The sequence below is a fragment of the Aeromicrobium choanae genome, from assembly GCF_900167475.1.
In the GTDB taxonomy this organism is placed as follows: domain Bacteria; phylum Actinomycetota; class Actinomycetes; order Propionibacteriales; family Nocardioidaceae; genus Aeromicrobium; species Aeromicrobium choanae.
This window is the reverse complement of the sequence record NZ_LT796768.1, coordinates 2,526,773-2,550,937: the sequence shown is the minus strand read 5'-3', so window position 1 is coordinate 2,550,937 and position 24,165 is coordinate 2,526,773. Positions and strand designations below refer to the sequence as shown.

At 72.5% G+C, this 24,165-nt stretch carries 29 protein-coding genes; 11 read left to right on the top strand and 18 right to left on the bottom strand.

The features are described 5' to 3' along the window. Nucleotides 1-7: 7 nt before the first annotated feature. Genes B5D60_RS12290 through B5D60_RS12265 form a run of 6 tightly spaced genes read right to left on the bottom strand, consistent with a single transcriptional unit; the run spans nt 8 to nt 7,368 of the window. Nucleotides 8-1,006: an NAD-dependent epimerase/dehydratase family protein gene (locus tag B5D60_RS12290; protein ID WP_078700435.1), complete on the bottom strand. Its 999-nt coding sequence runs from the start codon at nt 1,004-1,006 to the stop codon at nt 8-10. A 28-nt stretch (nt 1,007-1,034) separates the two neighbouring features. After that, the gene (locus tag B5D60_RS12285; protein WP_078700434.1) at nt 1,035-1,883 is read right to left on the bottom strand and encodes a glycosyltransferase family 2 protein; all 849 of its coding nucleotides are present in this window, start codon (nt 1,881-1,883) and stop codon (nt 1,035-1,037) included. Then, nucleotides 1,880-2,869 (bottom strand): glycosyltransferase, encoded by a 990-nt coding sequence (locus B5D60_RS12280; protein WP_078700433.1) that lies wholly within the window; start codon nt 2,867-2,869, stop codon nt 1,880-1,882. Before B5D60_RS12280 ends, B5D60_RS12285 begins: the two co-directional genes overlap by 4 nt. Next, the gene (locus B5D60_RS12275) at nt 2,866-3,936 is read right to left on the bottom strand and encodes a glycosyltransferase family 4 protein (protein WP_078700432.1); all 1,071 of its coding nucleotides are present in this window, start codon (nt 3,934-3,936) and stop codon (nt 2,866-2,868) included. The genes B5D60_RS12280 and B5D60_RS12275 overlap by 4 nt, the downstream gene beginning before the upstream one ends. Then, nucleotides 3,933-5,078, bottom strand: a complete 1,146-nt coding sequence (locus B5D60_RS12270; protein ID WP_231948739.1) for a glycosyltransferase family protein — start codon at nt 5,076-5,078, stop codon at nt 3,933-3,935. The genes B5D60_RS12275 and B5D60_RS12270 overlap by 4 nt, the downstream gene beginning before the upstream one ends. 13 nt (nt 5,079-5,091) lie before the next feature. After that, a complete protein-coding gene (locus B5D60_RS12265; protein WP_078700431.1) occupies nt 5,092-7,368 on the bottom strand; it encodes a catalase in 2,277 nt (758 codons plus the stop codon). Between the two features lie 103 nt (nt 7,369-7,471). Between B5D60_RS12265 and B5D60_RS16775 the strand changes: the two genes are divergently transcribed. Further along, nucleotides 7,472-7,660, top strand: coding sequence for a hypothetical protein (locus B5D60_RS16775; protein ID WP_153303001.1), 189 nt, complete (start codon nt 7,472-7,474; stop codon nt 7,658-7,660). Nucleotides 7,661-7,666: 6 nt separating this feature from the next. Here the strand turns inward: B5D60_RS16775 and B5D60_RS12255 are convergent, their stop codons facing one another. Then, entirely contained in the window at nt 7,667-8,305 is a 639-nt protein-coding gene (locus B5D60_RS12255; RefSeq protein WP_078700429.1) for an SAM-dependent methyltransferase, read from the bottom strand. A 97-nt stretch (nt 8,306-8,402) separates the two neighbouring features. Between B5D60_RS12255 and B5D60_RS12250 the strand changes: the two genes are divergently transcribed. From B5D60_RS12250 to B5D60_RS12235, 4 genes are all read left to right on the top strand, one after another. Next, on the top strand, nt 8,403-8,978 hold the full coding sequence (locus B5D60_RS12250) for a helix-turn-helix domain-containing protein (RefSeq protein ID WP_078700428.1): 576 nt from the start codon (nt 8,403-8,405) through the stop codon (nt 8,976-8,978). 41 nt (nt 8,979-9,019) lie between these two features. Beyond that, the gene (locus B5D60_RS12245; protein WP_172806357.1) at nt 9,020-10,102 is read left to right on the top strand and encodes a carboxylate-amine ligase; all 1,083 of its coding nucleotides are present in this window, start codon (nt 9,020-9,022) and stop codon (nt 10,100-10,102) included. Nucleotides 10,103-10,204: 102 nt separating this feature from the next. Beyond that, nucleotides 10,205-10,621, top strand: a complete 417-nt coding sequence (locus B5D60_RS12240) for a carboxymuconolactone decarboxylase family protein (protein ID WP_231948738.1) — start codon at nt 10,205-10,207, stop codon at nt 10,619-10,621. A 43-nt stretch (nt 10,622-10,664) separates the two neighbouring features. Further along, nucleotides 10,665-11,759, top strand: a complete 1,095-nt coding sequence (locus tag B5D60_RS12235; RefSeq protein ID WP_172806356.1) for a carboxylate-amine ligase — start codon at nt 10,665-10,667, stop codon at nt 11,757-11,759. A 7-nt stretch (nt 11,760-11,766) separates the two neighbouring features. Here B5D60_RS12235 and B5D60_RS12230 read toward each other — a convergent pair whose 3' ends face one another. The 5 genes from B5D60_RS12230 to B5D60_RS12210 all read right to left on the bottom strand — a co-directional run bounded on the left by B5D60_RS12230 (nt 11,767) and on the right by B5D60_RS12210 (nt 15,178). Beyond that, nucleotides 11,767-12,945 (bottom strand): alcohol dehydrogenase catalytic domain-containing protein, encoded by a 1,179-nt coding sequence (locus B5D60_RS12230; RefSeq protein WP_078700424.1) that lies wholly within the window; start codon nt 12,943-12,945, stop codon nt 11,767-11,769. A gap of 77 nt (nt 12,946-13,022) precedes the next feature. Continuing rightward, complete coding sequence (locus B5D60_RS12225) at nt 13,023-13,472, bottom strand: DUF421 domain-containing protein (RefSeq protein ID WP_078700423.1); 450 nt, start codon at nt 13,470-13,472, stop codon at nt 13,023-13,025. Beyond that, a complete protein-coding gene (locus B5D60_RS12220; RefSeq protein WP_153303000.1) occupies nt 13,469-13,948 on the bottom strand; it encodes a hypothetical protein in 480 nt (159 codons plus the stop codon). Before B5D60_RS12220 ends, B5D60_RS12225 begins: the two co-directional genes overlap by 4 nt. 185 nt (nt 13,949-14,133) lie before the next feature. Continuing rightward, nucleotides 14,134-14,550 carry a VOC family protein gene (locus B5D60_RS12215; protein ID WP_078700421.1) on the bottom strand — a complete coding sequence of 139 codons (417 nt, stop codon included), beginning with the start codon at nt 14,548-14,550 and terminating at the stop codon, nt 14,134-14,136. 28 nt (nt 14,551-14,578) lie between these two features. Then, nucleotides 14,579-15,178, bottom strand: a complete 600-nt coding sequence (locus B5D60_RS12210) for a hypothetical protein (RefSeq protein ID WP_078700420.1) — start codon at nt 15,176-15,178, stop codon at nt 14,579-14,581. Between the two features lie 77 nt (nt 15,179-15,255). On the opposite strand from B5D60_RS12210, the gene B5D60_RS12205 reads away from it, so the two are divergent. Genes B5D60_RS12205 through B5D60_RS12190 form a run of 4 tightly spaced genes read left to right on the top strand, consistent with a single transcriptional unit; the run spans nt 15,256 to nt 18,058 of the window. Then, the gene (locus tag B5D60_RS12205; RefSeq protein WP_172806355.1) at nt 15,256-15,780 is read left to right on the top strand and encodes a 2'-5' RNA ligase family protein; all 525 of its coding nucleotides are present in this window, start codon (nt 15,256-15,258) and stop codon (nt 15,778-15,780) included. Nucleotides 15,781-15,818: 38 nt separating this feature from the next. Further along, entirely contained in the window at nt 15,819-16,322 is a 504-nt protein-coding gene (locus B5D60_RS12200) for a VOC family protein (RefSeq protein WP_078701415.1), read from the top strand. A 34-nt stretch (nt 16,323-16,356) separates the two neighbouring features. Continuing rightward, nucleotides 16,357-16,872: a SigE family RNA polymerase sigma factor gene (locus B5D60_RS12195; RefSeq protein ID WP_078700418.1), complete on the top strand. Its 516-nt coding sequence runs from the start codon at nt 16,357-16,359 to the stop codon at nt 16,870-16,872. Further along, nucleotides 16,865-18,058: a hypothetical protein gene (locus B5D60_RS12190; RefSeq protein ID WP_153302999.1), complete on the top strand. Its 1,194-nt coding sequence runs from the start codon at nt 16,865-16,867 to the stop codon at nt 18,056-18,058. Before B5D60_RS12195 ends, B5D60_RS12190 begins: the two co-directional genes overlap by 8 nt. Here B5D60_RS12190 and B5D60_RS12185 read toward each other — a convergent pair. Both B5D60_RS12185 and B5D60_RS12180 read right to left on the bottom strand, forming a co-directional pair. Continuing rightward, on the bottom strand, nt 18,043-18,789 hold the full coding sequence (locus tag B5D60_RS12185; RefSeq protein ID WP_078700416.1) for a dienelactone hydrolase family protein: 747 nt from the start codon (nt 18,787-18,789) through the stop codon (nt 18,043-18,045). The genes B5D60_RS12190 and B5D60_RS12185 overlap by 16 nt on opposite strands. Before the next feature lie 171 nt (nt 18,790-18,960). Further along, nucleotides 18,961-19,383, bottom strand: a complete 423-nt coding sequence (locus tag B5D60_RS12180) for a GNAT family N-acetyltransferase (protein WP_078700415.1) — start codon at nt 19,381-19,383, stop codon at nt 18,961-18,963. Nucleotides 19,384-19,452: 69 nt separating this feature from the next. Here B5D60_RS12180 and B5D60_RS12175 point away from each other — a divergent pair, with 69 nt between their 5' ends. Further along, the gene (locus B5D60_RS12175; protein ID WP_078700414.1) at nt 19,453-19,896 is read left to right on the top strand and encodes a VOC family protein; all 444 of its coding nucleotides are present in this window, start codon (nt 19,453-19,455) and stop codon (nt 19,894-19,896) included. Between the two features lie 15 nt (nt 19,897-19,911). Here the strand turns inward: B5D60_RS12175 and B5D60_RS12170 are convergent, their stop codons facing one another. The 4 genes from B5D60_RS12170 to B5D60_RS12155 all read right to left on the bottom strand — a co-directional run bounded on the left by B5D60_RS12170 (nt 19,912) and on the right by B5D60_RS12155 (nt 22,833). Next, complete coding sequence (locus B5D60_RS12170; protein WP_078700413.1) at nt 19,912-20,205, bottom strand: TFIIB-type zinc ribbon-containing protein; 294 nt, start codon at nt 20,203-20,205, stop codon at nt 19,912-19,914. 65 nt (nt 20,206-20,270) lie between these two features. Further along, nucleotides 20,271-20,822, bottom strand: a complete 552-nt coding sequence (locus tag B5D60_RS12165; protein ID WP_078700412.1) for a dihydrofolate reductase family protein — start codon at nt 20,820-20,822, stop codon at nt 20,271-20,273. Nucleotides 20,823-20,876: 54 nt separating this feature from the next. Continuing rightward, on the bottom strand, nt 20,877-21,620 hold the full coding sequence (locus B5D60_RS12160; protein WP_078700411.1) for a MerR family transcriptional regulator: 744 nt from the start codon (nt 21,618-21,620) through the stop codon (nt 20,877-20,879). Continuing rightward, entirely contained in the window at nt 21,613-22,833 is a 1,221-nt protein-coding gene (locus B5D60_RS12155; RefSeq protein ID WP_078700410.1) for an MFS transporter, read from the bottom strand. Before B5D60_RS12155 ends, B5D60_RS12160 begins: the two co-directional genes overlap by 8 nt. A gap of 105 nt (nt 22,834-22,938) precedes the next feature. Here B5D60_RS12155 and B5D60_RS12150 point away from each other — a divergent pair, with 105 nt between their 5' ends. Next, on the top strand, nt 22,939-24,096 hold the full coding sequence (locus tag B5D60_RS12150; RefSeq protein ID WP_078700409.1) for an HNH endonuclease signature motif containing protein: 1,158 nt from the start codon (nt 22,939-22,941) through the stop codon (nt 24,094-24,096). Nucleotides 24,097-24,165 lie beyond the last annotated feature (69 nt).

The window sequence follows — 24,165 nt, the reverse complement described above, 5'->3', positions numbered from 1 at the left end:
TCCTCGCTCACGGATGCAGCGGCGGCATCGTGCTGCCGGCGCGCTCGGGGAGGCCCGAGAGGAGCGCGTCGACGGCGTCGAAGCCCGAGTGCTCGGGCGTCCAGCCGAGCTCGGTCCGGGCCCGGTCCGTGGACATCAGCGGCACGTGCATCAGGGCGCCCAGCAGGCTGCCGGGCACGGGGAGGGCATGGAGCCGCCACGCCGCCCCGAGCGCCGCCTGCGCGACCCGCGCCGGCACCTCGACGGTGCGCGCCCCGAAGAGGTCGCCCAGCTCCGCCCGGCGGAGCACGCCCTCGCCGGCGAGGTTGAACGCGCCGCTGACCGATCGCTCCGCCGCCGCCCGGATCGCGCGGCCGACGTCGCCGGCGTGGATCGCCTGGAGCCGCAGCCCGGCGGGGAGCGGAAGGATCGGGATGCGCTTGCGGTCCAGCAGCGCGGGACGGGCGAGCGCCCCGCCGAAGATGCGGCGCTGCTCGCTGGCGGCCGAGCGCTGGAAGACGAACGCGGGCCGAAGCCGGACGACGCTCACGTCGGGATGGCGGCCCTCGAAGCCGTCGAGGGTGCGCTCGACGTAGGCCTTCTCGCGGCAGTAGGTCGCCTCGGAGGCTCCGTCGGTCGACCACGTCTCGTCCACGGGGGTGTCGTGCTCGACCGGCGAGTACGCCGCCACCGACGACGCGCAGATCACCTGGGGCACGCCGACAGCGGCCACTGCGTCGAGAACCCGGCGGGTGCCCACCGCGTTCGTCGCCCACGTGACGTCCTGGCGATGGGTGGGCTGGAACTTCCACGCGAGGTGGACCACGGCGTCGGCGCCGGTGAAGACCGTCGTGAGGTCGTCGTGCGACACGTCCGCGGCGTGCCAGCGCACGGACGCCGCACCGGCATCGCCCACGTCGGGGAGGCGTCGGGCCACGGCCGTGAGCTCGTGGTCGCCTCCGGCGGACAGTTCGCGCAGGGCCGCGGAGCCGAGGTTGCCGCTGGCACCGGTGATGACGATCCTCATGTGCTGCAGGTACCCCGGCGGTCCCGTCTCACACCCGGTCGGGATGCCGCTGCGGCGAGTCCGCCCGCACCCAGTCGTCGCCGACGCGCTCGACCAGGCCCCGCTCCTCGAACTGCTCGAGCCAGCCGGTCATCGGCCAGCGTCCCCACCGGCGCCGGAAGAGCCTGCCGTTGCGCAGGATGTCGTCGAGGTGGCCCACCGGAGGCTGCTGCACGCGATGGTGCTGGTGGAAGGCGCGCGCTCCCCCGGTCCACCCGAGACCGACGCCGGCCGCGGCGGCGCACTGGGCGAAGTCGGTGTCCTCGCCCCCGTACCCGGCGTACTCCTCGTGGAAGCCGCCGACCAGCCGCCAGGTCTCGCGGTGCACCGCGAAGGACAGCGACCAGAACAGGTCGGGGTCTCCCCCGGCGAGGCGCTCGCCCGGCGCCGGGGCGGGTCGCGCCGGGTGCGGGCTGTCCCACGGCCCGAGGTCGCCGACGGGATACCCACCCGCAGGGGCCGGAGGCAGGTACGTGACCGGGCCGCACCACAGCGTTCCCGGCTCGGCCGCCACCGCGTCCGCGTAGTCCTCCACGAGCCCCGGCGACACGAGGCAGTCGACGTCGAGGAACACGAGCACCTCCGCGCCTGCGTCGATCGCCGCGGCGGCACCGGCGTTGCGCGCCGCGGCGAGCGGCAGCCCGTCCGGGCGCCGCGGGACGGAGACGGTGCGTGGCGACGGAGGTGCGGAGGACGTCCACGCCAGGACCTCGGGGTCGTCCATCGCGACGAGCACCCGCTCGTCGGGCCGTCGCGTGCTCAGCGCGAGCGAGTCGTCCTGCGCGCACAGGTGGGCGTGCCGGCCGTGGGCGACCGTGATGACCGCCACCGACGTCATCGCGCCACCTCGGCGCCGACGATCTCGCCGACGAGCGCCGCGAAGCGCTCGGGCGCGCGACCGTCGCACCAGCGCGACCACACGGAGCCGTCGAGGCCGGCGGCGCGCTCCAGCCGGTCGGCCCAGCCGGTCGCCGGGAACTCGGGCTCCACCACGACGGGCCACGGCCCGGCCGCCAGGGCCCGCGCAGTGGTGCGCTGCTCGTCGTGGGGCCGGTCGGCCGGGACCACGATCGCCGGGCGCCGCGCGGCGGCCACCTCGGCGATCGCGTTCTGCCCCGCGTGCGTCACCACGACGTCGGCGTCGCAGATGGACGGGAACGGGTCGGCGAGCCACGGGCCCTCCCCGCCCAGGACCTCCCAGTCCCACCCGGGCGTCTGCGCCCGCGCCAGGGCGAGGTCCGCGTCGGTGAGGCCCTCGCCCCCGCGGCCGCCGAGCACCACGACTCGCCGCACGGGACCACGTCGCACCACCGGCGCCTCGCGGACCGGGAACCGGGACACGGCGCCGATCCGGTGCAGCCGCGCCTCGACACCTCGCACCATGCCCTCGGCCTCCTCCGGCCAGAAGGCGACGAGGGCACTGGACGCGGCCTGCCCGAGGCGGTGCGCGCGGTCGCCGCGGTCGCCCGGGAGGACCACCGAGATCAAGGGCACGCCGTGCAGCCGCGCCAGCAGCGCCACCTCCACGGAGACGTCGCTGACGAGTGCCCGCGGCTGCGCATCGGCGATCCACGACGAGATCGCCGCCATGCGGGAACGGAGCCCCGGCTCGCCGAGCGGCGCCCAGTGCAGGTGGCCACCGGCGGTGTCGACCGGCTCGTCGGCCCACCGGTCGTCGCGCTCGAGCTCGATCCACTCCCCCGCCCAGGCCGCCGGTCGCGGCAGCGAGGACAGACCCGTCACCGGGACGTCGAGCGCCGCAGCCAGCGCGGTCGCCCGGTGCAGGTGACCGCTGCCCTGGTGGTGGACGTAGTAGCCGATCATGCGGCCATCGGACCCGCGAGCCGGCGGTAGAGGTCCTCGTACCGGTCGACCATCGCCGAGATCGAGCAGCGCTCCACCGCGACCCTGCGCACCGCCTCGCGGTCGCGTCCGGCCGCCTCGCCGATCGCGGCGGCCAGCGACGCGACGTCGTCCGGCACCGCCAGGGCCCCGACGGACTCGTCGACGAACTCGGGCAGCGCCCCTCGCGCGAACGCGGCCACCGGAGTGCCGCACGCCATCGCCTCGGCGGCGACGAGTCCGTACGGCTCGTCCCACCTCGGCGTCACGACCGCGACGCGCGCGCTCCCCACGGCCGCCCGCAGCTGCTCGTGGGTCAGGTGCCCGAGGTACCGGATCTCACCGCCCAGCCGTGGGGCGATCTCGGCGCCGAAGTACTCGGCGTCCAGGGCCGGACCGGCGAGGTCGAGCGGCATCCCGGCCGCACGGGCCGCGTCGATCGCCAGGTGCGCGCCCTTCTCGGGCACCAGGCGGCCGAACCAGATCGCGGCGCCGCCGCCGGCACCGGGGCGCCACCGCTCGATGTCGACCCCGTTCGCGATGGTGACGGTCCCGACGGCGTGAGCCCACGCTCGCGCCGTGAAGCGGCTCACCGCGACGAACGTGCTGTCGGCGGCGGCGTACTTCATCGCCGACTCGAGCCACGGCACCGGCGGGGTGTGCAGGGTCGTGACCATCGGGACGGCCAGCATCGAGGACATCGCCACGGGCAGGTGGTGCAGGCTGTTGTTGTGCACGACGTCGAAGTGGTGCGGGTTCCGGGCGAGCTCGAGCATCAACCCGAGGTAGGCGTGGTGCTCGTCCATCCAGGCACCCGGCGTGACGTCCAGGTCCGGTCGGTTGACGACGTCGTGGCGGAGCGAGTCGACGGGAAGCTCGCGGGTCCGCAGGTCCGGGTCCGATCCGGGGGCCGCGAAGAGCGACACATGGTGTCCCCGATCGGTCAGCTGCCGGGCGAGCGCGTGGGTATGAGCCTCCAGCCCGCCCGCGAACGGCTCCCGGATCGGGAACCGGCTCGAGCCGATGAGGCAGATCCGCAGGCCACTCATGACAGCAGCTCCCGGTAGAGCCGTGCGTGGGCCTGTGCCACCGCGACACGCTGGGCGCGGCGCTCCTGCACGCTGACCCCGTGATCGGGCCGGGCGGCGTGCGCGAACCGGATCGCCGCCCGGAGCGACTCCGCGTCGAAGTGCGACTCGTCGAAGCCGTAGCTGAGCACGGGGCCCTGGTCGGCGTAGTGCCCGCAGGTCGGCGCGACCACCGTGGTCCCGAGGTCGCGGCACGCCTCGAGCCACCCGGAGTGCGTGCCGAACCGGTACGGAAGCACCGCGACGTCGAGGCTCGCGAGGTACTCCCACAGCTGCGCGTCGGGCAGGAAGTCGTGGACGCGCAGGTCGACGCGACCGTGGGCGGCCCTCTCCTCCAGCCAGGCCGCCAGCACCGGCTCGCGGCGGGCACCCTCGGCGTCGAGCACGTCGTGGTGCCCGTTGACCTGGAGCACCCCGCCCGGCAGCTCGGCGAGCGTCTCGTCGAGGACTCGCAGCACCGGGAACGGATCCATGCTCTCGCGCAGGCTCTTGATGTGGACGCCCACGCGGAACTCGTCCGTCGGCCGGCCTGCCCGCTCGCGTCGCAGTCGCGCCATCGTGTCGAGCTCGACGACGTGCGGATGCGGCACCACGAGCGCCTCGCGGCCCCACCGCCGCCGGATCTCGGCGGCGGCGCCCTCGGTGAGGGTCACCACCGCGTCGGCCGCCCGCACGAGGACACCCAGCTGCTCGTCGTGCAGCTCGCGCGTCGGGTGATGGGGATTGCGCAGGTCGTGGGCCGTCAGGACGAGCGGCTTGCCCCGCTCACGCAGCACCTCGACCAGCCGCTCCAGGTCCTGCGGGGAGCAGGCGTCGAAGCCGAACTGGACGTGGAACACGTCGAAGTCGGCCGTCGCGGCCCACTCGGGACGCAGCATGACCGGGGGCCACCACTTGCTCGTGGCCGGGCGCGACGGGTGGTCGGGATCGGGGTCGGGCAGGTGAACGAACGGGCTCGGCCCCTCCGGCGGGCGCAGGTGCCGGACGTAGACGTGGGTGGACGGCACGGAGGCGATGCGCAGTGGTTCTGTGCCGCCTCGCGCCACCCCGGCCCCCGGACGGTCGTCCGTGGGCCGGGGAGTCACGCCGAACTGGGTGGTCAATCCGATCCCCCGTTCACGCGACGGTCACGGGGAAGCGCTCCCACACGCGGTGGGAGGCCATGAGGTCCTGGACCTCGGCGAACACCGGTCCGGCGTCGTCACCGGTCACCACGCCGGGAAGCCCGCCGCCGTAGCCGGCCGCCTCGAGCGCGGCCACGCCGTCGCCCCACGCGCCGATCACCTTCGCGTGGCGCCACATCTCGTCGAGCATCAGCTGCACCCGGGGGTCGAGCGTGAGCCCGGCCGGGGCGCCCGCCTTGTCGTCGCGCGACGGCACGGCGTCCGGTGCCGGCTTCGGGTGACCCGCGAGCAGCAGCGCGTCGAACTCGACCGAGCGGCCCGTCGCGAACGTGCGCTGCACGGTGAGCGGGCCGATCTTGCCACCGTGCGGGCCCACGACCAGCGGAACGGCGCCGGCGGAGAAGATGGCCGCCCGCAGCGCCTCGACCCCGCCGAGATCACCGTCGGGATCGACCACGATGCCGATCATCCGGCCGTCGGCCGGCCACGTGCCGCCGACCTGCGAGAGGGCGGGGCTGGGCGTCTCGGGCGTCAGCTCGACCGTCGGCTCGGGGGCCGGCATGCCGAGCGCCGTGGCGACCTCCTGGCACAGCACCGGGTCGATGTTGGCCAGGTGCTGCAGCTGGCGGGCCTTGATCGCGTCCTCGTAGCACTTGCCCAGCTCGAACGCGTAGGCGCGGATGATGTGCTCCTTCTCGACCGGGCTCATGCTCGCCCAGAACAGCCGTACCTGGCTGAAGTGGTCGTCGAAGGTGGCCGGGTTCGCGCGCAGCTTCGTCGACTCGGTCACCTTCACCGGCGTGTCCTCGAACGCTCGGTCGTCGGCACCGGCGAAGAACGGGCAGCCGCCGTCGAGCGAGTTCGGCTTGTACGGGGCGACCCCGGCGTGCACCGCGTGCTGGTGGAAGCCGTCGCGGAACATGTCGTTCACCGGCGCGTGCGGTCGGTTGACCGGGATCTGCGAGAAGTTCGGACCGCCGAGGCGCGTGATCTGCGTGTCGATGTACGAGAACAGGCGCGCCTGCAGCAGCGGGTCGTCGGTGACGTCGATGCCCGGCGGCAGGTGGCCGGGGTGGAACGCGACCTGCTCGGTCTCGGCGAAGAAGTTCGTGGGGTTGGCGTTCAGGGTCAGCCGGCCGATCGGCTGCACGGGCGCGAGCTCCTCGGGGACGATCTTCGTCGGGTCGAGCAGGTCGATCCCGGCGAACTCCTGCTCGGGGTTGTCCTCGAACACCTGGATGCCCAGCTCCCACTCGGGGAAGGCGCCGGCCTCGATCGCGTCGGCCAGGTCGCGGCGGTGGAAGTCCGGGTCGATGCCGTTGATGAACTGCGCCTCCTCCCACGTGAGGGAGTGCACGCCCAGCGTCGGCTTCCAGTGGAACTTCACCAGCGAGGTGCCGCCCTCGGCGTTGACCATCCGGAAGGTGTGGACGCCGAAGCCCTCCATCATCCGGTAGGACCGCGGGATGCCGCGGTCGGACATGTTCCAGATCGTGTGGTGCTGCGCCTCGGTGTGCAGCGAGACGAAGTCCCAGAAGGTGTCGTGGGCACTCTGCGCCTGCGGGATCTCGCGATCCGGGTGCGGCTTGCCGGCGTGGATGACATCGGGGAACTTGATGCCGTCCTGGATGAAGAAGACCGGGATGTTGTTCGCGACGAGGTCGAACGTGCCCTCGGCGGTGTAGAACTTCGTGGCGAACCCACGAGTGTCGCGGACGGTGTCGGCCGAGCCGCGCGAGCCGAGCACCGTGGAGAAGCGCGTGAACACGGGCGTCGTGACGCCCTCCTGGAGGAACGCCGCGTGCGTGACGTCGGCCGCCGTGCCGTAGCCCTCGAAGATGCCGTGGGCGCCGGAGCCGCGTGCGTGGACGACGCGTTCGGGGATGCGCTCGTGGTCGAAGTGCGTGATCTTCTCGCGGAAGTGGTGGTCCTGCATCAGGATCGGACCGCGTGGGCCGGCCTTGAGCGAGTGGTCGCTGTCGCGCAGTCGCGCGCCCTGCGACGTCGTCAGGAAGGCACCCTGCTGCGTGCGCACGTCCTCGGGAGCGCCTGACGGCGCACCGGTGGCCGACCGGGTGTCCGGCGCGCTCTGGTCGCCCTTCGGCGGCAGCGGCTCACGCGGCTCGGTGGGCTCGTCGAAGGGGACGGGATGAGGGCCGGGACGGCCGGGGATGTCGGGCGTGGCGAGCTCGGCGGCCTTGTCCAACGCCTTCTCCGCCGTGCTCTCCACGGCGTCCTTGATGTTCTTCGCGGCCTTGCTCGGGTCCATGCAGGTCTCCTTGGAGTCGGCGGTCCTCCGAGAGGTACCCGCCCTGCGTCGGGCCAATCACCGAGCGGCGAGTCGGGAGCCGCCGACGGGGTACCTCAGGACCATGACGACCGATCCGCGGAAAGCGCAGCAGCACTCCGAGCACGACGACGAGAGCCAGGGGACGGTGAGCGACTCGGCTGCCAACCCGACACCCCCGGACACCGACACCACCACGTCCGAGGACGTGCACGACATGCCCCAGTCCCCCACCAGACCCGACGTGGCCGAGCAGGACGGGGCGCCCGACTGACGCGACTCAGCCGCGACGGGTGGCTCTGACGACGACGTCGTGCACGGCCATCTCGTGGTCGCCGGGGCCGGACACCGTCCGGTGCGACTCCTCGGCGGTCACGACGTCCCAGTCCGTCGGGTCGAGGCGCGCGGTGATCGTGGCCGCGGTCGCGGAGGCGGCGGGCGGCGGGCCGTCGGGGTCGTGCCCGGTCCCGTGGACGCCGTCGTCGTGGTGGAGGTGGCCGACGATGAGGAGGGTGCCTCCGGGGGCCACCCAGGAGGCGGCCCGGTCGTAGAAGTCCAGCTGTGGCATCGCGGGATGGGCGTAGTGGGTGGTGACGAGGTCGAAGCGCGTGTCCGGCTCCCACGTGGACAGGTCCGCCTCGACCCACCGCACCCGATCGGCGACGCCTGCCTCGGCGGCACGCTCTCCGGCGCGGTCGAGGGCCGCGACGGCGATGTCCGCGCCAGTGACCTGCCAGCCACGGGACGCGAGCCAGATGACCTCGGACCCGGCCCCGCAGCCGGCGTCGAGCGCCGTCCCGGGCATCAGGTCGCCGATCTCCTGCACGAGGTGTGGATGGGGTCGGCTCGTTCCCATCGCGTGCGCTCGGTCCCCCTGCCAGATCTCGTCCCAGTACGTGCGGTCGAACGTGTGCTCCATCGTCCTTCTCTCCCGTCGTCGGCGTGCCGTTGAACCTCCACCATGCCGGGGCGGACGCCTCCGGGCAAAGATTGTTGCCAAATGGCAAACTGGGTGGATGGACGAAGCCCTGGATCGCACCCTCGACGCTGTCGGACCACGCCTGAAGCACCTGCGGCAGCGGCGCGACATCACGCTGAACGATCTCTCCGAGGAGACGGGGATCTCGATCAGCACGCTGTCGAGGCTCGAGGCCGGGCTGCGCAGGCCGACGCTGGAGCAGCTGCTCCCCCTGGCGCGTGCTCACGGGGTCACGCTCGACGAGCTCGTCGATGCGCCACCGACGGGCGACCCCCGCGTGAACCTGCGCCCCATCCCCACGAGCGACGGCCGGACCATCCTGCCCCTGAGCCGCAGGCCCGGAGGCATCCAGGCCTACAAGTTCATCCTCCCCGCCGGGCACGACGACGCCCTGCCGAACCTGCGCACGCACGAGGGCTACGACTGGGCCTTCGTCCTCAACGGCAGGCTCCGGCTCGTCCTCGGGGAGCACGACCTGGTGCTCGGACCCGGCGAGGCCGTCGAGTTCGACACGCGGACCCCGCACTGGTTCGGCGCGACCAGCTCGGGCCCGGTCGAGTTCCTCAGCCTCGTCGGCAAGCAGGGAGAGCGCGCGCACGTCCGGTCCATGTGACCGACCGTTTGGGCTCGGGGCACCGCGGGTACACGGGTCACGTGCATCGCGTCGGCGTCGAGGAGGAGCTCTTCGTCGTCGACCACCGGGGCCGGCTCGTGCCCGAGGCGGAGGCGGTACTGGCTGCCCACCGTGACCACGATCCCGAGCACCCGCTGGAGCACGAGCTCTTCCTGCAGCAGGTCGAGCTGAAGACCTCGGCCCACGCCGCTCCCGACGCTCTCCGGGACGACCTCGTCGCTCGACGCGTTGCCGCTGTCGATGCCGCGCGGTCGATCGGCCTCGATCTCGTCGCCGTGCCCGTCGACGTGCTGGGCGGGGACGACCCCGTCGTGACGCCGCACCCTCGCTACACCCGCATCGTCGAGCGCTTCGGCGAGCTCGCGCGGACGACCATGGTCTGCGGGATGCACGTCCACGTGGAGGTCGGCGAGGACGATGCCATCCGCGTGATCGACACGTTGCGCCCGTGGCTGCCCCTGCTGGCCGCCCTGGCCTCGAACTCGCCGTTCACGCACGGCCGCGACACACGAATGGCCAGCTGGCGCGGCCACCTGCGCGACACCTGGCCCTCGGCGGGCGTGGTCGAGCCGTTCGGCGACCGTCGGTCCTACCGACTCCTCGTCGAGCAGGCGATCGCCTCCGGCGCGGCGATCGACGAGCACATGGTCTACCTCGACGCCCGCATCGCCACGCGCTACCCCACGGTGGAGGTGAGGGTCGCCGACGTGTGCACCGAGGTGGACGACGCGCTGCTGGTCGCCGAGCTGACCCGCGCGCTCGTGGCGACGATCGTGACCGAGCGGACCGATCCGGGCTCGTGGCGGATCGACGTGCTGCGCGACGCCGGCTGGCGGGCCCGGCGCGACGCGCTGGACGGGACCTTGTTCGATCCGCTGTCGGGGACCTTCGTCCCGGCGACGCGCGCGCTGGACTCACTCGTGACGACCGTGCGCGCCGCCCTGCGCTCGGCGGGGACGATCGACCGGGTCGAGGCCGGCGTGCACCGGCTGCTCACCTACGGCACGGGCGCGGTACGCCAGCGCGCCGTGGCCGGTGACCCACCCGACCTCCGAGCGGTGATGGCCGACCTCGCTCGCCGGACCGACCCGCGGAGCCGCTGAGTCCTGCCGCACGTGGACGTGAGGTGACTCACCGTGGCGCTGCTCTCGTATCCCCCACGGGCTTGGGTTACCGTCACGACCACACTCCCCGAGGGGGGTGGCGTGCCGCCCACCGGAGAGGACATCATGAGCCACGATCACCCCACGGAGTCCGCCCACGGCGAGGCCGTCCTGCGCCAGCTCACTCCCCAGCACCGTCGGCTGCACCGCGCGATCCCCGACGTCTACCGGGGCTACGGCGAGCTCTCGAAGGCCGCCTTCTCCGACGGTGAGCTCGACCGCGGGACCAAGGAGCTCATCGCGCTGGCGATCGGCGTGGTCGAGGGCTGCGACGGGTGCATCGCCACCCACGGCCAGGCCGCGGTGCGCGCGGGGGCCACCCGCCAGCAGGCCGCCGAGTCCATCGGCGTGGCGATCGCCATGCACGGAGGTCCGGCGACCATCCACGGGGCCCGCGCCTACGAGGCGTTCTGCGAGTTCGCGGACGCGGCCGAGGCGCACGAGGGTGCCGTCCGATGACCCTCGCGGTTTCGCGCCGGGCGCCGCAGGGTACGTGCCCCGCGTGAATCGCGTGGGCATCGAGGAGGAGCTGTTCGTCGTCGACGACCGGGGGCACATCGTTCCCGAGTCCGAGGCGGTGGTCCGGGCGCACCGCCGCCTCGGTCCGGACGAGCAGCTCGACCATGAGCTGTTCCTCCAGCAGATCGAGCTGCAGACCGGTCCGCACGAGGACCCCGACGGGCTCCGGGAGGACCTCGTCGCTCAGCGCTCCTCGGCGGTCGCGGCCGCGAGGGCCGTGGGCCTGAACGCCGTCGCGGTGCCGGTGGACGTGCTGGGCGGCAGCGAGCCGCGCCCCACCCCCGACTCGCGCTACGACCGGATGATCGCGCGCTACGGGGAGATCGGGCGCAACGGCATGACGTGCGGCATGCACGTCCACGTGGAGGTCGCGGACGAGGACGCGATCCACGTCGTCGACGGGCTGCGGCCCTGGACTCCCCTGCTGACCGCGCTCTCGGCGAACGCCCCGTTCTTCCACGGCCGCGACACGCACCATGCCAGCTGGCGCGGACACCTGTGGGACATGTGGCCCACGGCCGGACCGGTCGAGACCTTCGGCGACCTCGAGACCTACCGCGCGGTGGTGGAGGAGCTGATCGCGTCGGGCGCGGCCCTCGACGAGCACATGCTCTACCTCGACGCGCGCATCGCCGAGCAGTTCCCGACCGTGGAGGTGCGCGTCGCCGACGCGTGCACCGACGTGGAGGACGCGCTGCTCGTCGCGGAGGTGACCCGGGGCCTGGTCGCGACCCTCGCCACGGCGCCGACGGAAGCAGGGCCGTGGCGCCTCGAGACCCTGAAGGCGGCCCGCTGGCGCGCTCGCCACGACGGCCTCGGCGGCACGCTCCTCGACCCCGTGACGCGCACGTTCGTCCCGGCCGAGCAGGCGCTCGACTCCCTCGTGAAGACGATCGGCGCCTCGCTCGACGAGGCCGGCACCCACGACCGCGTCACGGAGGGGATCCATCGGGTCCTCACCCGGGGCAACGGTGCCGCCCGCCAGCGCGCCGCGGCCGGCGACTCCCTCGACCTCGCGGCCGTGATGGCCGACCTGATCCGCCGTACCGACCCCCACCACGAGGAGGACGCGTCATGACCACGACTCAGGGCTTGAAGAGCACCTTGATCGTGGAGTCGGTCTTGTCCTGGAAGCTCTTGTAAGCCGCCGGCGCCTCGTCGAGCGGGACGCGGTGGGTGGCGAAGTCGGCCAGGCCGAGCGAGTCCGAGGAGTCCTCGGCCAGCGGCTTCACCTGGCTCACCCAGCGACGCACGTTCGCCTGGCCCATGTGCAGCTGGATCTGCTTGTCGAACAGCGTCTGCATCGGGATCGGGTCGATCGTGCCGGCGTAGACGCCGCTCAGCGAGATGATCCCGCCCCGGCGCACGGCATCGATCGCGAGGTGCAGGGCCCCGAGGCGGTCGACCGCCACGGTGGTCATCGCCTTGCGCGCGAGGAAGTCGGGCAGGAGGCCGACGGCGGTCTGGCCGGCGTGCGCGACGGGCGAGCCGTGCGCCTCCATGCCGACGGCGTCGATCACGCCGTCCGCGCCACGTCCCCCGGTGGCCTCACGCACGACCTCGGCCACGTCGACCTTCGTCACGTCGTACGTCTCGGCTCCACGGGCGGCCGTACGGGCGAGCCGCTCGGGCACGAGGTCGGCACCGATCACCCGAGCGCCGCGGTGCAGCGCGAGGCGGGCGGCCATGTCGCCGATGGGACCGAGGCCGATCACGAGCAGCGTGTCGCCCTCCCCGACCCCCGAGTACTCGAGCGCCTGGAAGGCGGTCGGCAGCACGTCCGAGAGGTACACGAAGTGCTCGTCGTCGAGGTCCGACTCGATCTTGATCGGCCCGTAGTCGGCGTGCGGCACGCGCAGCAGCTCGGCCTGGCCGCCCGGCACCGCGCCGTAGAGGCTGGAGTAGCCGAACAGCGACGCCCCCATCCCCGTGTCGCGGTTCTGGGTGACCTCGCACTGGGTCTGCAGGTCGCGGGTGCACATCCAGCACGAGCCGCACGCGATCTGGAACGGCACGACGACGCGGTCGCCCACCTCGAGGTTCGTGATGCCGGCGCCCACCGCGACGACCCGGCCCATCGGCTCGTGCCCGAGGATGTCGCCGGGCGTCATGAAGGGCCCGAGGACCTCGTACAGGTGCAGGTCGGAGCCGCACAGTCCGGTGGTGGTCACCTCGATGATGGCGTCGGTGTCGTCCTGGATGGTCGGATCCGGCACCGTCTCGACTCGCACGTCGCGCTTGCCCTGCCAGGTCACAGCCTTCATGTCCACACCTCACATGTCGATGTCGTGGTCTGCTCAGGACGTACCCGCCTGCGGCGGCGCTACACGTGCCGCGCGGATCAGCGGTCGGTCGTCTCGACGAAGAACGAGAACTTGCCGTCCTGCTCCAGCACGGCCCACCTCACGTCCTCGAGGCGCTCGATGCCCTCCTGGCGAGCGGCGGCCAGCACGTCGGCGGTGTTGAGCCGCTCGATCCGCAGGGTCTCCTCGATGAGCTCTCCATCGCGGATCAGCAGCACCGGAACGCCCTCGAAGAGCTTCCGCCGGGAGGGCAGCCGCCACGAGATCCACGAGACGACGACGGTCAGCAGCGCGAACGTCGAGACCGCCACGATGGCACCCGTGATGGAGGTGTCCTCGGCGATCACGGCCTCGGCCACGAGGTCGCCCATGACGACGAGGATCACGAAGTCGAACGCGGAGAGCTCGCTCAGCTCGCGCTTGCCGACGACCCGCATCACGATCCAGATCAGCAGGAAGACGACCGCGGCACTCAGGACGATGTTCACGGCAGCACCCACGTCCGCATGTCGACCGTCAGCTCGTCGGCGCCGCTGGTGACGCGCACGTCGAACGAGAAGGGGCCGAGGTCGGCCCGGGTGGGCAGGCGGCCGGCGAACTGGACCGAGAAGTTGCCGTCCCGCGGCGCGGCGAACCGCAGGCGCACGGAGTCGCCGGCCGAGGTCTGGACGACGGGCTCGGGCGTCATGCCCTCCAGCCCGAGCCGGTCGATGGCCGCCGTCGGGACCTCGATCACCACGGGCGTAGCACGCTCCGCGTCCTCGACCTCCACCATGAGCCCCGACTCCGCGCCGGACCGGGCGAGCTGGGGGTAGGTCACGGTCAGCCGGCCGGTCTCGTCGGTGACGGTGCCCTCACGCGGGCCGAGCCACCCGAGGCAGCTCGCCGCGACGACGAGCGACAGCAGGCCGAGGCCGAGTCGCCGCCACCGCCGGGCGCCGCGCGCCTCGCGTGGTCCGGCCACCCCCTCCAGCGTCGGAGCCTGCCTCTCGGGCGCATCGGCCACGATCCACCTCCAGGTTCGATTCGCCCGTCACGCTAGCCCCGAGCGGGGTCCTCCGCCTCCGGAGCCGGCGGACAGGCGCTCCGTCTGGGCTCGTCTCCGACGGCCTGCTGCACGCCGCCTCCGTCGTGGCGATGCGCCTCTGATCAGTCGCCGACGAAGATGCAGAACGGGTGCCCCTCGGGGTCCGCGAAGACGTAGAGCGGCTCCTCCGGGTCGTCGGTGCGATCGAGGACGATCGTGGCGCCGAGCGCCTCCGCGCGGGCGCGCTGCCGCTCGAGCTCCTCCGCGTCGGGAACCGACGTGTCGAGGTGCAGCTGCATCGGCACCTCGGGGTCGGGCCAGGTGGTCCGCTCGAGCTCCTCGGCCTGCTGGAACGCCAGCCCGTGCCCGCCGTCGGTGCCGCGCAGCACGAGCCAGTCGACGTCGTCCTCGTCGCCCTCGGCCGGCGGCTCGTCGCCGGGCCGGTACTCCAGCCCGAAGAGCTCGCGGTAGAACTCGGCCGTCCGCCGCACGTCCGTGGCGTCGATGACCGTCTGGAGGATCCGCGGATACGTGTCCATGCCGACAGGTACCCACAGAGTGAGTGCTTCAGGCAAGCCCCACGGCCTCGTCCGGTGTCGTCGAAGCCGACCCCAGCGCCTCGGCGATGTGGCTGACGTCGACCATGTCGGCACGGGCTGCGATGGCGACCTCGAACGCACGCTCCAGCACACGCCGGGCGCCTTCGTCGTACGGCACCAGCTTCTGCGTCTCCGCGGTGGGTTCAGGCAGGCGGGCCTCAGCCGACGGGATCCCGATCGCGACAGCAAGGCGCGCCGACGTCACGAACGGCTCCTGCCGCACTCGCGCCGCCTCGTGGGCCGCCATCAGGAGGTTCCGCGCCTCGACGGTGAAGCGCGAGAAGCCCTGCTCCGGGCTGAGCGGTTCGAGGTCGACCTGCGCCGCCTTGGCGAGCCGCTGCTGCGCCGCCTGCTTGGACACGCCCATGCGACTGCCGATCTCCGACCAGCTGATTCCCTGGGCCCGCGCCGTCGAGACGACGTGCTCGATCAGGTCGTCGCCCACCTGGTCGAGATGCTCCGCCACGAGCATCGCGTCGCCGATCCGGTCCCGGACGTCGGGATGTGCCGCCTCCAGGGCTGCGAGGAGTCGGTCGAGGGTCACGCCGGTGAGCTTCTGGGGTTCCATGCGTCAATTGTGGGTTGACGTTGGGCGACCTGTCAACCCTGGGTTGACGCGCGGTGGACCTGGCCTATCCTCCACGTGTGCCGGACCAAGCCCTCGAGCTCAGCTTCGAGACCTCCTCCGCGGATGCCGTCGTGGCGCAGTGGGAGGCACTCAGGACCGCCGGGCTCCCGTCGCAGGCGGACCACCGGTCGATGACCAACGCGCCGCACGTGACGCTCGTCGCGGCTGTCGCCATCGACGCCGCCGCCGTGTCCACGGCACGCGAGGCGATCGCACCGCTGCTGCCCGCGCGGATCGAGGTGCGGGGGCTGGTGCTGTTCGGCCAGGGACCGCGCGTGACCATCGCCCACCTCGTCGAGCCCGACCCGTCCGTGGCGGCCGCCGCCGAGCGGATCCGCGCGCTGGTGCCGGCCCTGCGCCACCCTGTCTGGACTCCGCACGTGACGCTGGCGCGACGCGTCCCACGGCGCCTGCTGGCCCAGGCGCTCGAAGTCCTGGACGCCACCGAGGCCCCGCGCGACCTGATCTGCGACCGCCTCCGCTGGTGGGATCCCGAACAGGACCTCATCGAGGACGTCGCCGTCGCCCGGCCGCCTGCATGACGGGCGAACGTGAGCCCACCGCGACCTACGCTGACGACGTGCTCACGAACCGGTCGGCACCGCACGCGCGCGTGACCCCAGTCCTCATCGTGGCCGACGTCCGAGCGGCCGTGACCTGGTACGGGGAGGTCCTCGGCTTCGTCGAGCACGTCCGCATCGGCGAGGGCCACCGGGCGCAGCTCGGCCTGCCCGACGGGCCCGCCGCGGAGCTCGTCGTCGCCGAGGTCCGACCCGGGCGCCGGACTCCGCTGCCGCAGACCTCGCACCAGGTGATGCTGAAGGTCGCCGACGTCGTCGACGTGGTCGATGCGGCACTGGCTCGGGGCGCGCACCTGGTCGACGAGGTGCACGACTGGGAGTACGGCGAGCGCCAGGCGGCCATCGAGGACCCCTTCGGGCACCAGTGGGTCCTCAACCAGACCTTGCGCGACGTCGACCCCGAGGAATGGGGCGGGACGACCGTCACCCCGCGGCCGCCGGCCTCCCAGCGCGGAGATCGGGTTCGCCGCGAGCCAACCGATCCGCAGGCCCGTCCCGTCTAGGTTGTGACAGCGTCTTTCACGACAGGGAGCAAGCGTGCGGCAGACCACCGAGGCGGAGTACGGCGAGTTCGCCCGATCCGTCTGGCCCCAGCTCTACCGCACGGCGGTGGTGATCGTGGGCGACCGCCAGCTCGCGGAGGACCTCGTCCAGTCCGCACTGGTGAAGACCTACGTCGCGTGGCCCCGGCTCCGCGAGCCCGAGAAGGCCCACGCCTACACGCGCCGCGTCATGGTGAACGTGGCCCGCGACTGGTTCCGCAAGCGGTCGTGGACGCATGAGAGCGCGACGGACCTCACCGACGAGGGAGCACCCAGCGGCGACCATGCGGCCGCGCTCGTCGACCGGATCTCCCTCGCCGACATCCTGCGGACCCTGCCGCTCGGCCAGCGGTCGGTCGTCGCACTGAGGTTCCTCGACGACCTGTCCGTGCAGGAGACGGCCGACCTGCTGAACGTCAGCACCGGCACCGTCAAGAGCCAGACCTCGGCCGCGCTCGCGGCCCTGCGTTCGCACTCCCACCTCCTCCCCGAAGGCAGCCACCATGACTGATGTGATCGAGCAGCTCCGCCACCACGCCCAGGCCGAGCCGGTCCCCGAGCTGGACCTCGATGCCGTGATGCGCCGAGGCCGACGCGTGCGCCGGCGCCGTGCCGCCGGCCGGAGCATCGCGACCCTGGCCGTCGCCGCGGTCGTCGGCACCGCCGTCGTCCTCGGATCCGACCGCGGCGCGGCGCCCCGACTCGAGGTCAGCACCAGCATCACCGCGAGCGACGTCGATCTCGTCTCGGCCGCCTACCGCACGGGTGGGGCGTTCTCGCGCGGCGACATGCTGTGGTTCAGCGACCCCGACTACGCCGTCGAGCTCGGCGCCACGATCCAGCTCATGTACTACACGGCCGAGGGCGTCGTCGCAGGCGTGAGCGACGACGACGCAGGCGATGCGCGGCGCGAGTACGTCTACGTCGGCACCGACGGGTCGGTGCGTGAGCTGGACCTTCCGGGCAAGGTCGTGCCCGGCACCGATGCGCAGGCGGACCGGCTCGCCTACCTGACGAAGGAGGGCGGCGGCTACCGGATCCACGTGGTGGAGGCGTCCACCGGCCGCGAGCTGGCGACCCACGAGTTCGACGCGCCCTACTCCTGGGCCGGCTGGGACGTGCCCCCGATCGGCCTCACCGGCGACTTCGTGGTCCTGGGCGTCGACGACGCCCAGCGCGTCATCGACTGGCGCACCGGCGAGCGCGTGGCCGACGTGCCGCAGGGTCAGCTCCCGTCCACCGGTGGAGGGCGGGCCCTCGGCGGCGAGAGGGCCGGCGTGACCTACGAGCTCGGCGACTCGACGGCGCTCCGCACGACGTCCGACCTCGCCGTGACCGACGAGTCCGGGGAGCACCCGTGGGCCAGCAACGACCTCTCCCCCGACGGGCGCTTCGTGCAGACCACCAACACCACGGTCGGCGTCGACGGCCAGGGCCGCGTCACCGAGGTCTACCGCGGGATCGGGGGCGACGTGGTCACGGACCCCGTCGTCCACGTCACCGACGTGGCCACCGGACGCCGCATCACCCTGCCGGGGCACTCGCACACGTACGGCTGGACCCCGGACGGGCGACTGATGCGCGTCGACGGCACGAAGGTCACGACGTGCGACGCCGCGTCCGGAGCCTGCACCTCGCGCACGGTTCCCGACGGCGACGGCGCGATCCACATGGCCGGCCGCTACTTCGGCTCCTGATCGCGGCGCGCCAGGTGGCGGAGGAAGAACCCGATGGAGGCATCCGCCTCGAACGCGGGCACCCCGGTGTGCCCGCCCAGGTTGGCGTGCAGCGTCTTCTCGGCCGAGCCGAACGCGTCGAAGAGGTCCAGCGCCAGCTGGCGGTCGTTGCCCGAGTCGTCCCACTGCAGCAGGACGTGCAGCGGGATGGTGACCCGCCGGGCCTCCTCGAACATCGAGCGGGGCACGTAGCTGCCGGCGAACAGCAGGGCGGCCGCGATGCGAGGCTCGACCACCGCGAGGCGGATGCCGATGGCGATCACTCCCCCGGAGAGGCCGACCGGCCCGCCGTCGATCTCGGGCAGGGACAGGGTGGCGTCCAGCGCCGCCTGCCACTCCGGGACCGCCAACTCCACGAGCGGCAGGACGAGGGCATCGACGATGTCGTCGACGGGCTCCCCGGCGGCGAGCGCCGCACGCAGGTCGACGCGGGCTCGCTCGAGCTCCGGCACCCGGGGCCGGACACCGCCGCCGGGCAGCTCGATGGACAGGGAGGCGAACCCGTGCTGCGCCGCGTGGGCGGCCCGGCCGAGCAGCCGTGGGTACATGCCGTCCAGCCCGCCGGGATGGCCGGCGAGGATCAACGGTGCCGGCGTGGATCCGGGCGTCCAGAGGATGCCGGGGATCTCGCCGAGGGTGAAGTGGCGTTCGAGGACATCGCCGTCGAGGCGGCGTTCGGAGTGGAAGTGCATGGTCGTGCCTTTCGGGAGTGCACCTGACGGCGCTCCCGGGACGACCTATCGCCCGACCGTGACTCCGGAGGAGAGCACCCACGTCGCTTCGTTCACGGGGACCACCTCCTCCTGCTGCTGCACGGTCGCCAGCAGCCTAGCCACGGATCGACGACGGGAACAGGGCTTGGGTCAGGCGTCGGACGGCAGGACCATCCCCACGGAGTGCGGCGCGCTGTCGACGAAGCCGTGCCGCTCGTAGAGTCGCCGTCCCGGCGGATCGGCCATCAGCGACACGTAGGCACCGGGCGGGGCGTCGCGGCGGATCACGTCCAGCAGGTGGGTGAGGACGCGATCGCCCAGGCCGCGTCGCTGGTGCTCGGGCAGCACCGCCATGTCGACGACGTGGAAGTACCAGCCGCCGTCGCCGATGACCCGGCCCATCGCCACGGTCCGGCCGCTCGGGACGTGCCGCACGTGGCAGGCGGCCCAGCCGCCGGCGAGCGCCGCCCGTGCCTGCTCCGGCGACTTGGGCGACAGGCCGGAGGCCCGGCGGAGGTGCAGGTAGGCGGACTCGTCCGGCACGCCGGCCAGCAGCTCGTACTCGTCGCTCACCGTCCCAGCCTGCCACCGGCCGCGCGAGCACCGTCGCCACCGTCGGCCCGGACGGCTAGCGTGCGGAGCATGCCCATCAAACTCGAGAACGTCGCCATCGCGGTCCGCGACCTCGACGCCACGATCGCCTTCTTCACCGATCTGGGGCTCACCGTCCTGGGGCGCGACACGGTCAGCGGGGAATGGACCGACACCGCCGTCGGGCTCGACGGCAACCACGCGAAGATCGCCATGCTCCAGACGCCTGACGGCCACGGCCACCTGGAGCTCTTCGAGTACATCCACCCCGACGCGATCGAGACCGAGCCGACCCGCCCGAACGAGATCGGCATGCACCGGGTGGCCTTCTCGGTCGACGACCCCGACGAGTCCCTCGAGATCGCCGCGCGCCACGGCTGTCATCCGCTGCGCGGCGTGGCGACCTACGAGGACATCTACCGGCTCACGTACGTCCGCGGGCCCAGCGGCATCATCGTGATGCTCGCGCAGGAGCTGAAGCCCTCAGGCTCCTGACCGCGAGCGCCGACCTCAGTCGAACAGCTCGCCCAGCCAGTGGCTCTTCTTCTTGCCGCTGTAGCGACGGTCGTCGTAACGACGGTCGCGGTCGTCGTAGCTGGGGCGCGACGCGTAGCGATCGTCCCGCGGCGGGGCGGCCGCGGGCGCGGGCGGGACCGAGCGAGACGCCTCGGACTCGGCGCGATCGATGATCTTGTCGAGCTCGCCGCGGTCGAGCCACACGCCCCGGCACTCGGGGCAGTAGTCGATCTCCACGCCGGAGCGCTCGCTCATCACCAGGGTCGTCGAGTCATTGGGGCACTTCATCGGGATCCTCCTCGGCACGGACAACTGTGTGCTCAGCGTAGGTTCGACCGCCCAACGCGGCTCCGTCAACGCGGCGAGGTGGCGTACCGGACGTGGGTCGCACCGCCGAGATCCGCGACGGCGAGCTGCCTGAGGCGGGTGGCTGCGGGCAGCAGTGGAGTCCCGCTGCCGAGGGCGACCGGCGCGACGAAGAGGTCGAGCTCGTCGAGCTGACCGGCCCCGAGCAGCTGGTGCACGATCGACAGCGACCCCCAGATCAGGACGACGTCGTCCGATGCGTCGCGGAGCGACCGCACGTGGGCCGCGGCGTCCGGCACGACGCGGGCGGGGGCGAAACCTCCCCACGGCGCCGCTCCGAGCGACCGCGAGCACACGACCTTCGCGATCGCGTTCACCCGCGCGGCGATCGGGCCGTCGGCACCGGGCCAGTACTGGACGAACAGCTCGTAGGTCCGGCGTCCCAGCAGGACGTGGTCCACCCGGTCCAGCAGCTCGAGGTTCCAGCGCTGGCTCGCGGCATCGGCCTCCTCCGGGACGGCGGCGAAGATCTCCTCCTCGCCCGACCGCCCGGCCGCGTACCCGTCGAGCGAGGTCCACTGCTGTGCGATGACGCGCATCCGAGCACTCCTTCCCCGGTCCGGGCCTGGGTTCGCACCAGCCTCCCACGCGCCTCAGCCGAGGCGCTGCGCCAGTTGCTCACCGATCTCGTTCAGGACCCGCACCTGCGTGGGATTGAGGTGGGTGGCGCCATGCTCGTCGATCAGGCTCTCCGCCGAGCCGAGATCGAGCGGCGCGGTGAGGTCGATGTCGCCCACGGCGGCGACGAGAGCCTCGACCGACTCGCTCACCAGGCGGTCGAGCTCGGCGGCGGGCGTCGACTCGTCGATGAGGTCGAAGCGCTCGTAGATCTCGCCGAACGCGCCCATCACCGCGGGCTCGGCGAAGCGCTCGTAGAGGTCCTCGAGCAGCCGGGACGCGTCGTCGCCGCCGAGGTGTGCGAGGAGCAGCAGCTGCTCCCGCTCCAGCCTGGCGATGCGCGGGGGCAGGCCGATCGCCGATGCGAGCGCGACATGAGCGCCGAGCTCGGGAGGCAGATCGGGCGCGGCGCCGCCCGCGCGCAGGGCCGCGACGACGGCTCGCTGTCGTGTCAGGCGGTCGACCTGCGCCGCGAGCTCCGCGTCGAGCGCCTCCAGCCGCGCGTCGTGGTCGGTGTCGTCGTCGAGCGGCAGGTCCTGCAGCGCGAACCCGAGGTCGGCCAGCCGCTTGATGCGCAGCAATCGAACGAGATGGCCGACGTCGTACTCACGGTAGCCGTTGAGGCTGCGCGGCGGCTCCTCGAGGATCCCGATCTGGTGGTAGTGCCGGATCGTCCGCACCGTGACGCCCGCGAGCTCGGCGAGCTCCCCGCTACGCATCGATGGTCTCCGGTTCGATCGGCTCGAGGTCGCGCAGCGCGGGGCCCGCGACCGCGGCGACCGATGTCAGGACCCACAGTGCCACGAAGCCGAGTGCGGCCGCGGTGAGGCTGACGTGCTCGATCACGACCGCGGCGAGCAGGATCGCGGCGGGAGCCGCTGCCGTGACGAGGGCGTTCTGGGTGCCCATCACGCGTCCGAGTGCGGTCTCCGGGACGCCGCTGACCGTCAGCAGCCCGAGCAGCGCACCGCACAGACCACTGCCGAGACCCAGCACGAACCCCGCGGCGAAGAGCAGCCAGGTCGCCGGGAGCAGGCCGATCACCACGAAGCCGAGCGACGAAAGGAGCAGGCCGGTGACGAGCCAGGTGCGCCGCGCGAACCGCCGGGCCAGCACGACGTAGATCGCGCTGCCGACGAGCAGGCCCGCCGCGATCGAGGTGAGCACGAAGCCCAGCAGTCCGGGTCGGTCGATGAGGGTGAAGTGCACCGGCAGGATCAGCGCCTGGAAGGCCGACAGCACCATGACCGAGAACAGCATCAGCCCGGTGACCATCGCGATGAGGCGGGTCCGGGTCAGCAGTCGCCAGCCCTCGACGAACTCGGCCCACGCCCCGAGGGGCGCCGTGGCAGGCACGGCCTCGATGCGCCCGACGCCCCGGGGAATGCCCAGGGTCAGCAGCGCGGCGAGCAGCGACGTGCCGGCGGTGATCCAGAGCACCGTCGACCCCTCGAACAGCGTCATCAGCAGGCCGGCGACGGCGGGGCCGATCAGCAGCGAGATGCTCCCGAGCGACTCACGCAGACCGATGAGCCGCTCCAGCGAGAGACGGGATCCCCGGGCGATGCCCGGCAGCAGGGCCTCGCGCGCGGTCATCCCCGGGACGTCGCCGAGCGAGCCGATGATCCCGAACAGGACGAACCAGCCGACCTCGAGTCCCACCAGCCCGTCGACGATCGGCAGCGCCGCGACCGAGGCGGCGGAGACGAGGTCCGTGACCACCGACGACGTCACGCGGTTGATCCGGTCGATGACCACGCCCATGAACAGGCCCGCCAGCACCGCGGGCACCGCGGTGGCCGCGGCCACCCAGCCCGCCGACATCGCGCTTCCCGTCGCCTGGAGCACGATGAGCGGCAGCGCGATGGCCGCGATCGAGTTGCCGAGGACCGAGACGAAGTACGAGCCGAGGTAGAGCACTGGTGTCCGCATGGCACCAGTCCAGACCGTGACGTCGCGTCAGGGTCAAGCCCGACGCACGTGACCTTGCTGGCAAAGCCGCCGGGTTCTGTCGGTGGGGCCCACTACGTTGGGTTCATGAGTTGGAACCGAGCGGTCGTCACGGGTGACGCGGTGCGTCGCGCGCGGGCGATCGCCGAGTTCGAGGAGTGGGAGTTCGTCGACTCCTTCCACGCGCAGCGAGTGGCGGAGATCGATCGGACGGACGAGATCCCGCTGTCCAAGGACCTGGCCCGCCGCGAGGTCACCCTCGACCTGGCGCGGGCCCTCCACGTCTCGGAGCACCAGGTCTGGGCGATGGTCAGCGAGTCCGCCACGATCGCCGACCGGGTGCCCGGCGTGTGGCAGTCGTTCCGCGACGGCGACATCGACGCGGCGCGGGTCACCGCGATCGCCGACACCGCAGAGCGCCTCGAGACCCCCGAGGCATGGGCAGCGCTCGAGGCCTCCGCACCCGCGTACGCGGCCACGCACACGATCGCCGAGCTGCGCTCCTGGCTGCGTCGGCTGCGCGCGCGACTCGAGCCCGACGAGACCGAGGCGGAGAGGGCGCGCGCCCTCGAGCAGCGCCGCGTCTCCATCACCCACAACGACGACGGCACGTCGTGGCTCAACGCACTCCTGCCCACCGGACTGGCCGTCTCGGTCGGCGAGCGGCTGCGGCGCGCGGCGAAGGCCCTCGCGGCGGTCGACCCAGAGACGGGCGAGCAGGACCGCCGCACCCGTGACCAGAAGCAGGCCGACCTCGTCGCCGACTGGCTGACCTCCTGCACCGGCACCAGCACCGACATCCGGGCCGAGATCGCGATCAGCATCCATGCCACCGACCTCATCGGCCTCACGAACGGCCCCGGCCTGACCCTCGAAGGCGAGCCCGTCGGGCCCGACTGGGTCCGCGAGCTCGCCCAGTCCGAGCACACCGTGTTCCGCAGGCTCGTGCTCGACCCGATCGGCGAGGTGCTCGACACCACGGTCTTGGGCTACCGACCACCGGAGTCACTTCGCCAAGCACTGAGATGGCGAGACGGCACCTGCAGAGTCGCCGGCTGCCGTGCACCCGTCCACGAGACCGACCTCGACCACGCGAAGGCCTACGACAGCGGGGGCGCGACCACCGGATCCAACCTCCGCTGCCTGTGCCGCAAGCACCACAACATGAAGTCCCACGGTCACCTCGACGACCGCTTCCTCGATGCGCCCGCGCGGCACCTCGAGCGATACGCCGTGGCCCGATAGGCGCGACCGACAAGCCTGCGTCAAGCGGCGTCAAGAACGCGTCAAGACGCCCGGAGCGCCGCTCGTTCG

Coding starts and splice junctions, on each gene's coding strand:
- B5D60_RS12170 (WP_078700413.1), bottom strand. CDS start 20,205: ATGAAGTGCCCCAATGACTCGACGACCCTGGTGATGAGCGAGCGCTCC.
- B5D60_RS12275 (WP_078700432.1), bottom strand. CDS start 3,936: ATGAGTGGCCTGCGGATCTGCCTCATCGGCTCGAGCCGGTTCCCGATC.
- B5D60_RS12160 (WP_078700411.1), bottom strand. CDS start 21,620: ATGCGTAGCGGGGAGCTCGCCGAGCTCGCGGGCGTCACGGTGCGGACG.
- B5D60_RS12230 (WP_078700424.1), bottom strand. CDS start 12,945: ATGAAGGCTGTGACCTGGCAGGGCAAGCGCGACGTGCGAGTCGAGACG.
- B5D60_RS12185 (WP_078700416.1), bottom strand. CDS start 18,789: ATGCACTTCCACTCCGAACGCCGCCTCGACGGCGATGTCCTCGAACGC.
- B5D60_RS12215 (WP_078700421.1), bottom strand. CDS start 14,550: ATGGACACGTATCCGCGGATCCTCCAGACGGTCATCGACGCCACGGAC.
- B5D60_RS12285 (WP_078700434.1), bottom strand. CDS start 1,883: ATGACGTCGGTGGCGGTCATCACGGTCGCCCACGGCCGGCACGCCCAC.
- B5D60_RS12290 (WP_078700435.1), bottom strand. CDS start 1,006: ATGAGGATCGTCATCACCGGTGCCAGCGGCAACCTCGGCTCCGCGGCC.
- B5D60_RS12265 (WP_078700431.1), bottom strand. CDS start 7,368: ATGGACCCGAGCAAGGCCGCGAAGAACATCAAGGACGCCGTGGAGAGC.
- B5D60_RS12190 (WP_153302999.1), top strand. CDS start 16,865: ATGACTGATGTGATCGAGCAGCTCCGCCACCACGCCCAGGCCGAGCCG.
- B5D60_RS12280 (WP_078700433.1), bottom strand. CDS start 2,869: ATGATCGGCTACTACGTCCACCACCAGGGCAGCGGTCACCTGCACCGG.
- B5D60_RS16775 (WP_153303001.1), top strand. CDS start 7,472: ATGACGACCGATCCGCGGAAAGCGCAGCAGCACTCCGAGCACGACGAC.
- B5D60_RS12155 (WP_078700410.1), bottom strand. CDS start 22,833: ATGCGGACACCAGTGCTCTACCTCGGCTCGTACTTCGTCTCGGTCCTC.
- B5D60_RS12150 (WP_078700409.1), top strand. CDS start 22,939: ATGAGTTGGAACCGAGCGGTCGTCACGGGTGACGCGGTGCGTCGCGCG.
- B5D60_RS12255 (WP_078700429.1), bottom strand. CDS start 8,305: ATGGAGCACACGTTCGACCGCACGTACTGGGACGAGATCTGGCAGGGG.
- B5D60_RS12250 (WP_078700428.1), top strand. CDS start 8,403: ATGGACGAAGCCCTGGATCGCACCCTCGACGCTGTCGGACCACGCCTG.
- B5D60_RS12210 (WP_078700420.1), bottom strand. CDS start 15,178: ATGGAACCCCAGAAGCTCACCGGCGTGACCCTCGACCGACTCCTCGCA.
- B5D60_RS12175 (WP_078700414.1), top strand. CDS start 19,453: ATGCCCATCAAACTCGAGAACGTCGCCATCGCGGTCCGCGACCTCGAC.
- B5D60_RS12165 (WP_078700412.1), bottom strand. CDS start 20,822: ATGCGCGTCATCGCACAGCAGTGGACCTCGCTCGACGGGTACGCGGCC.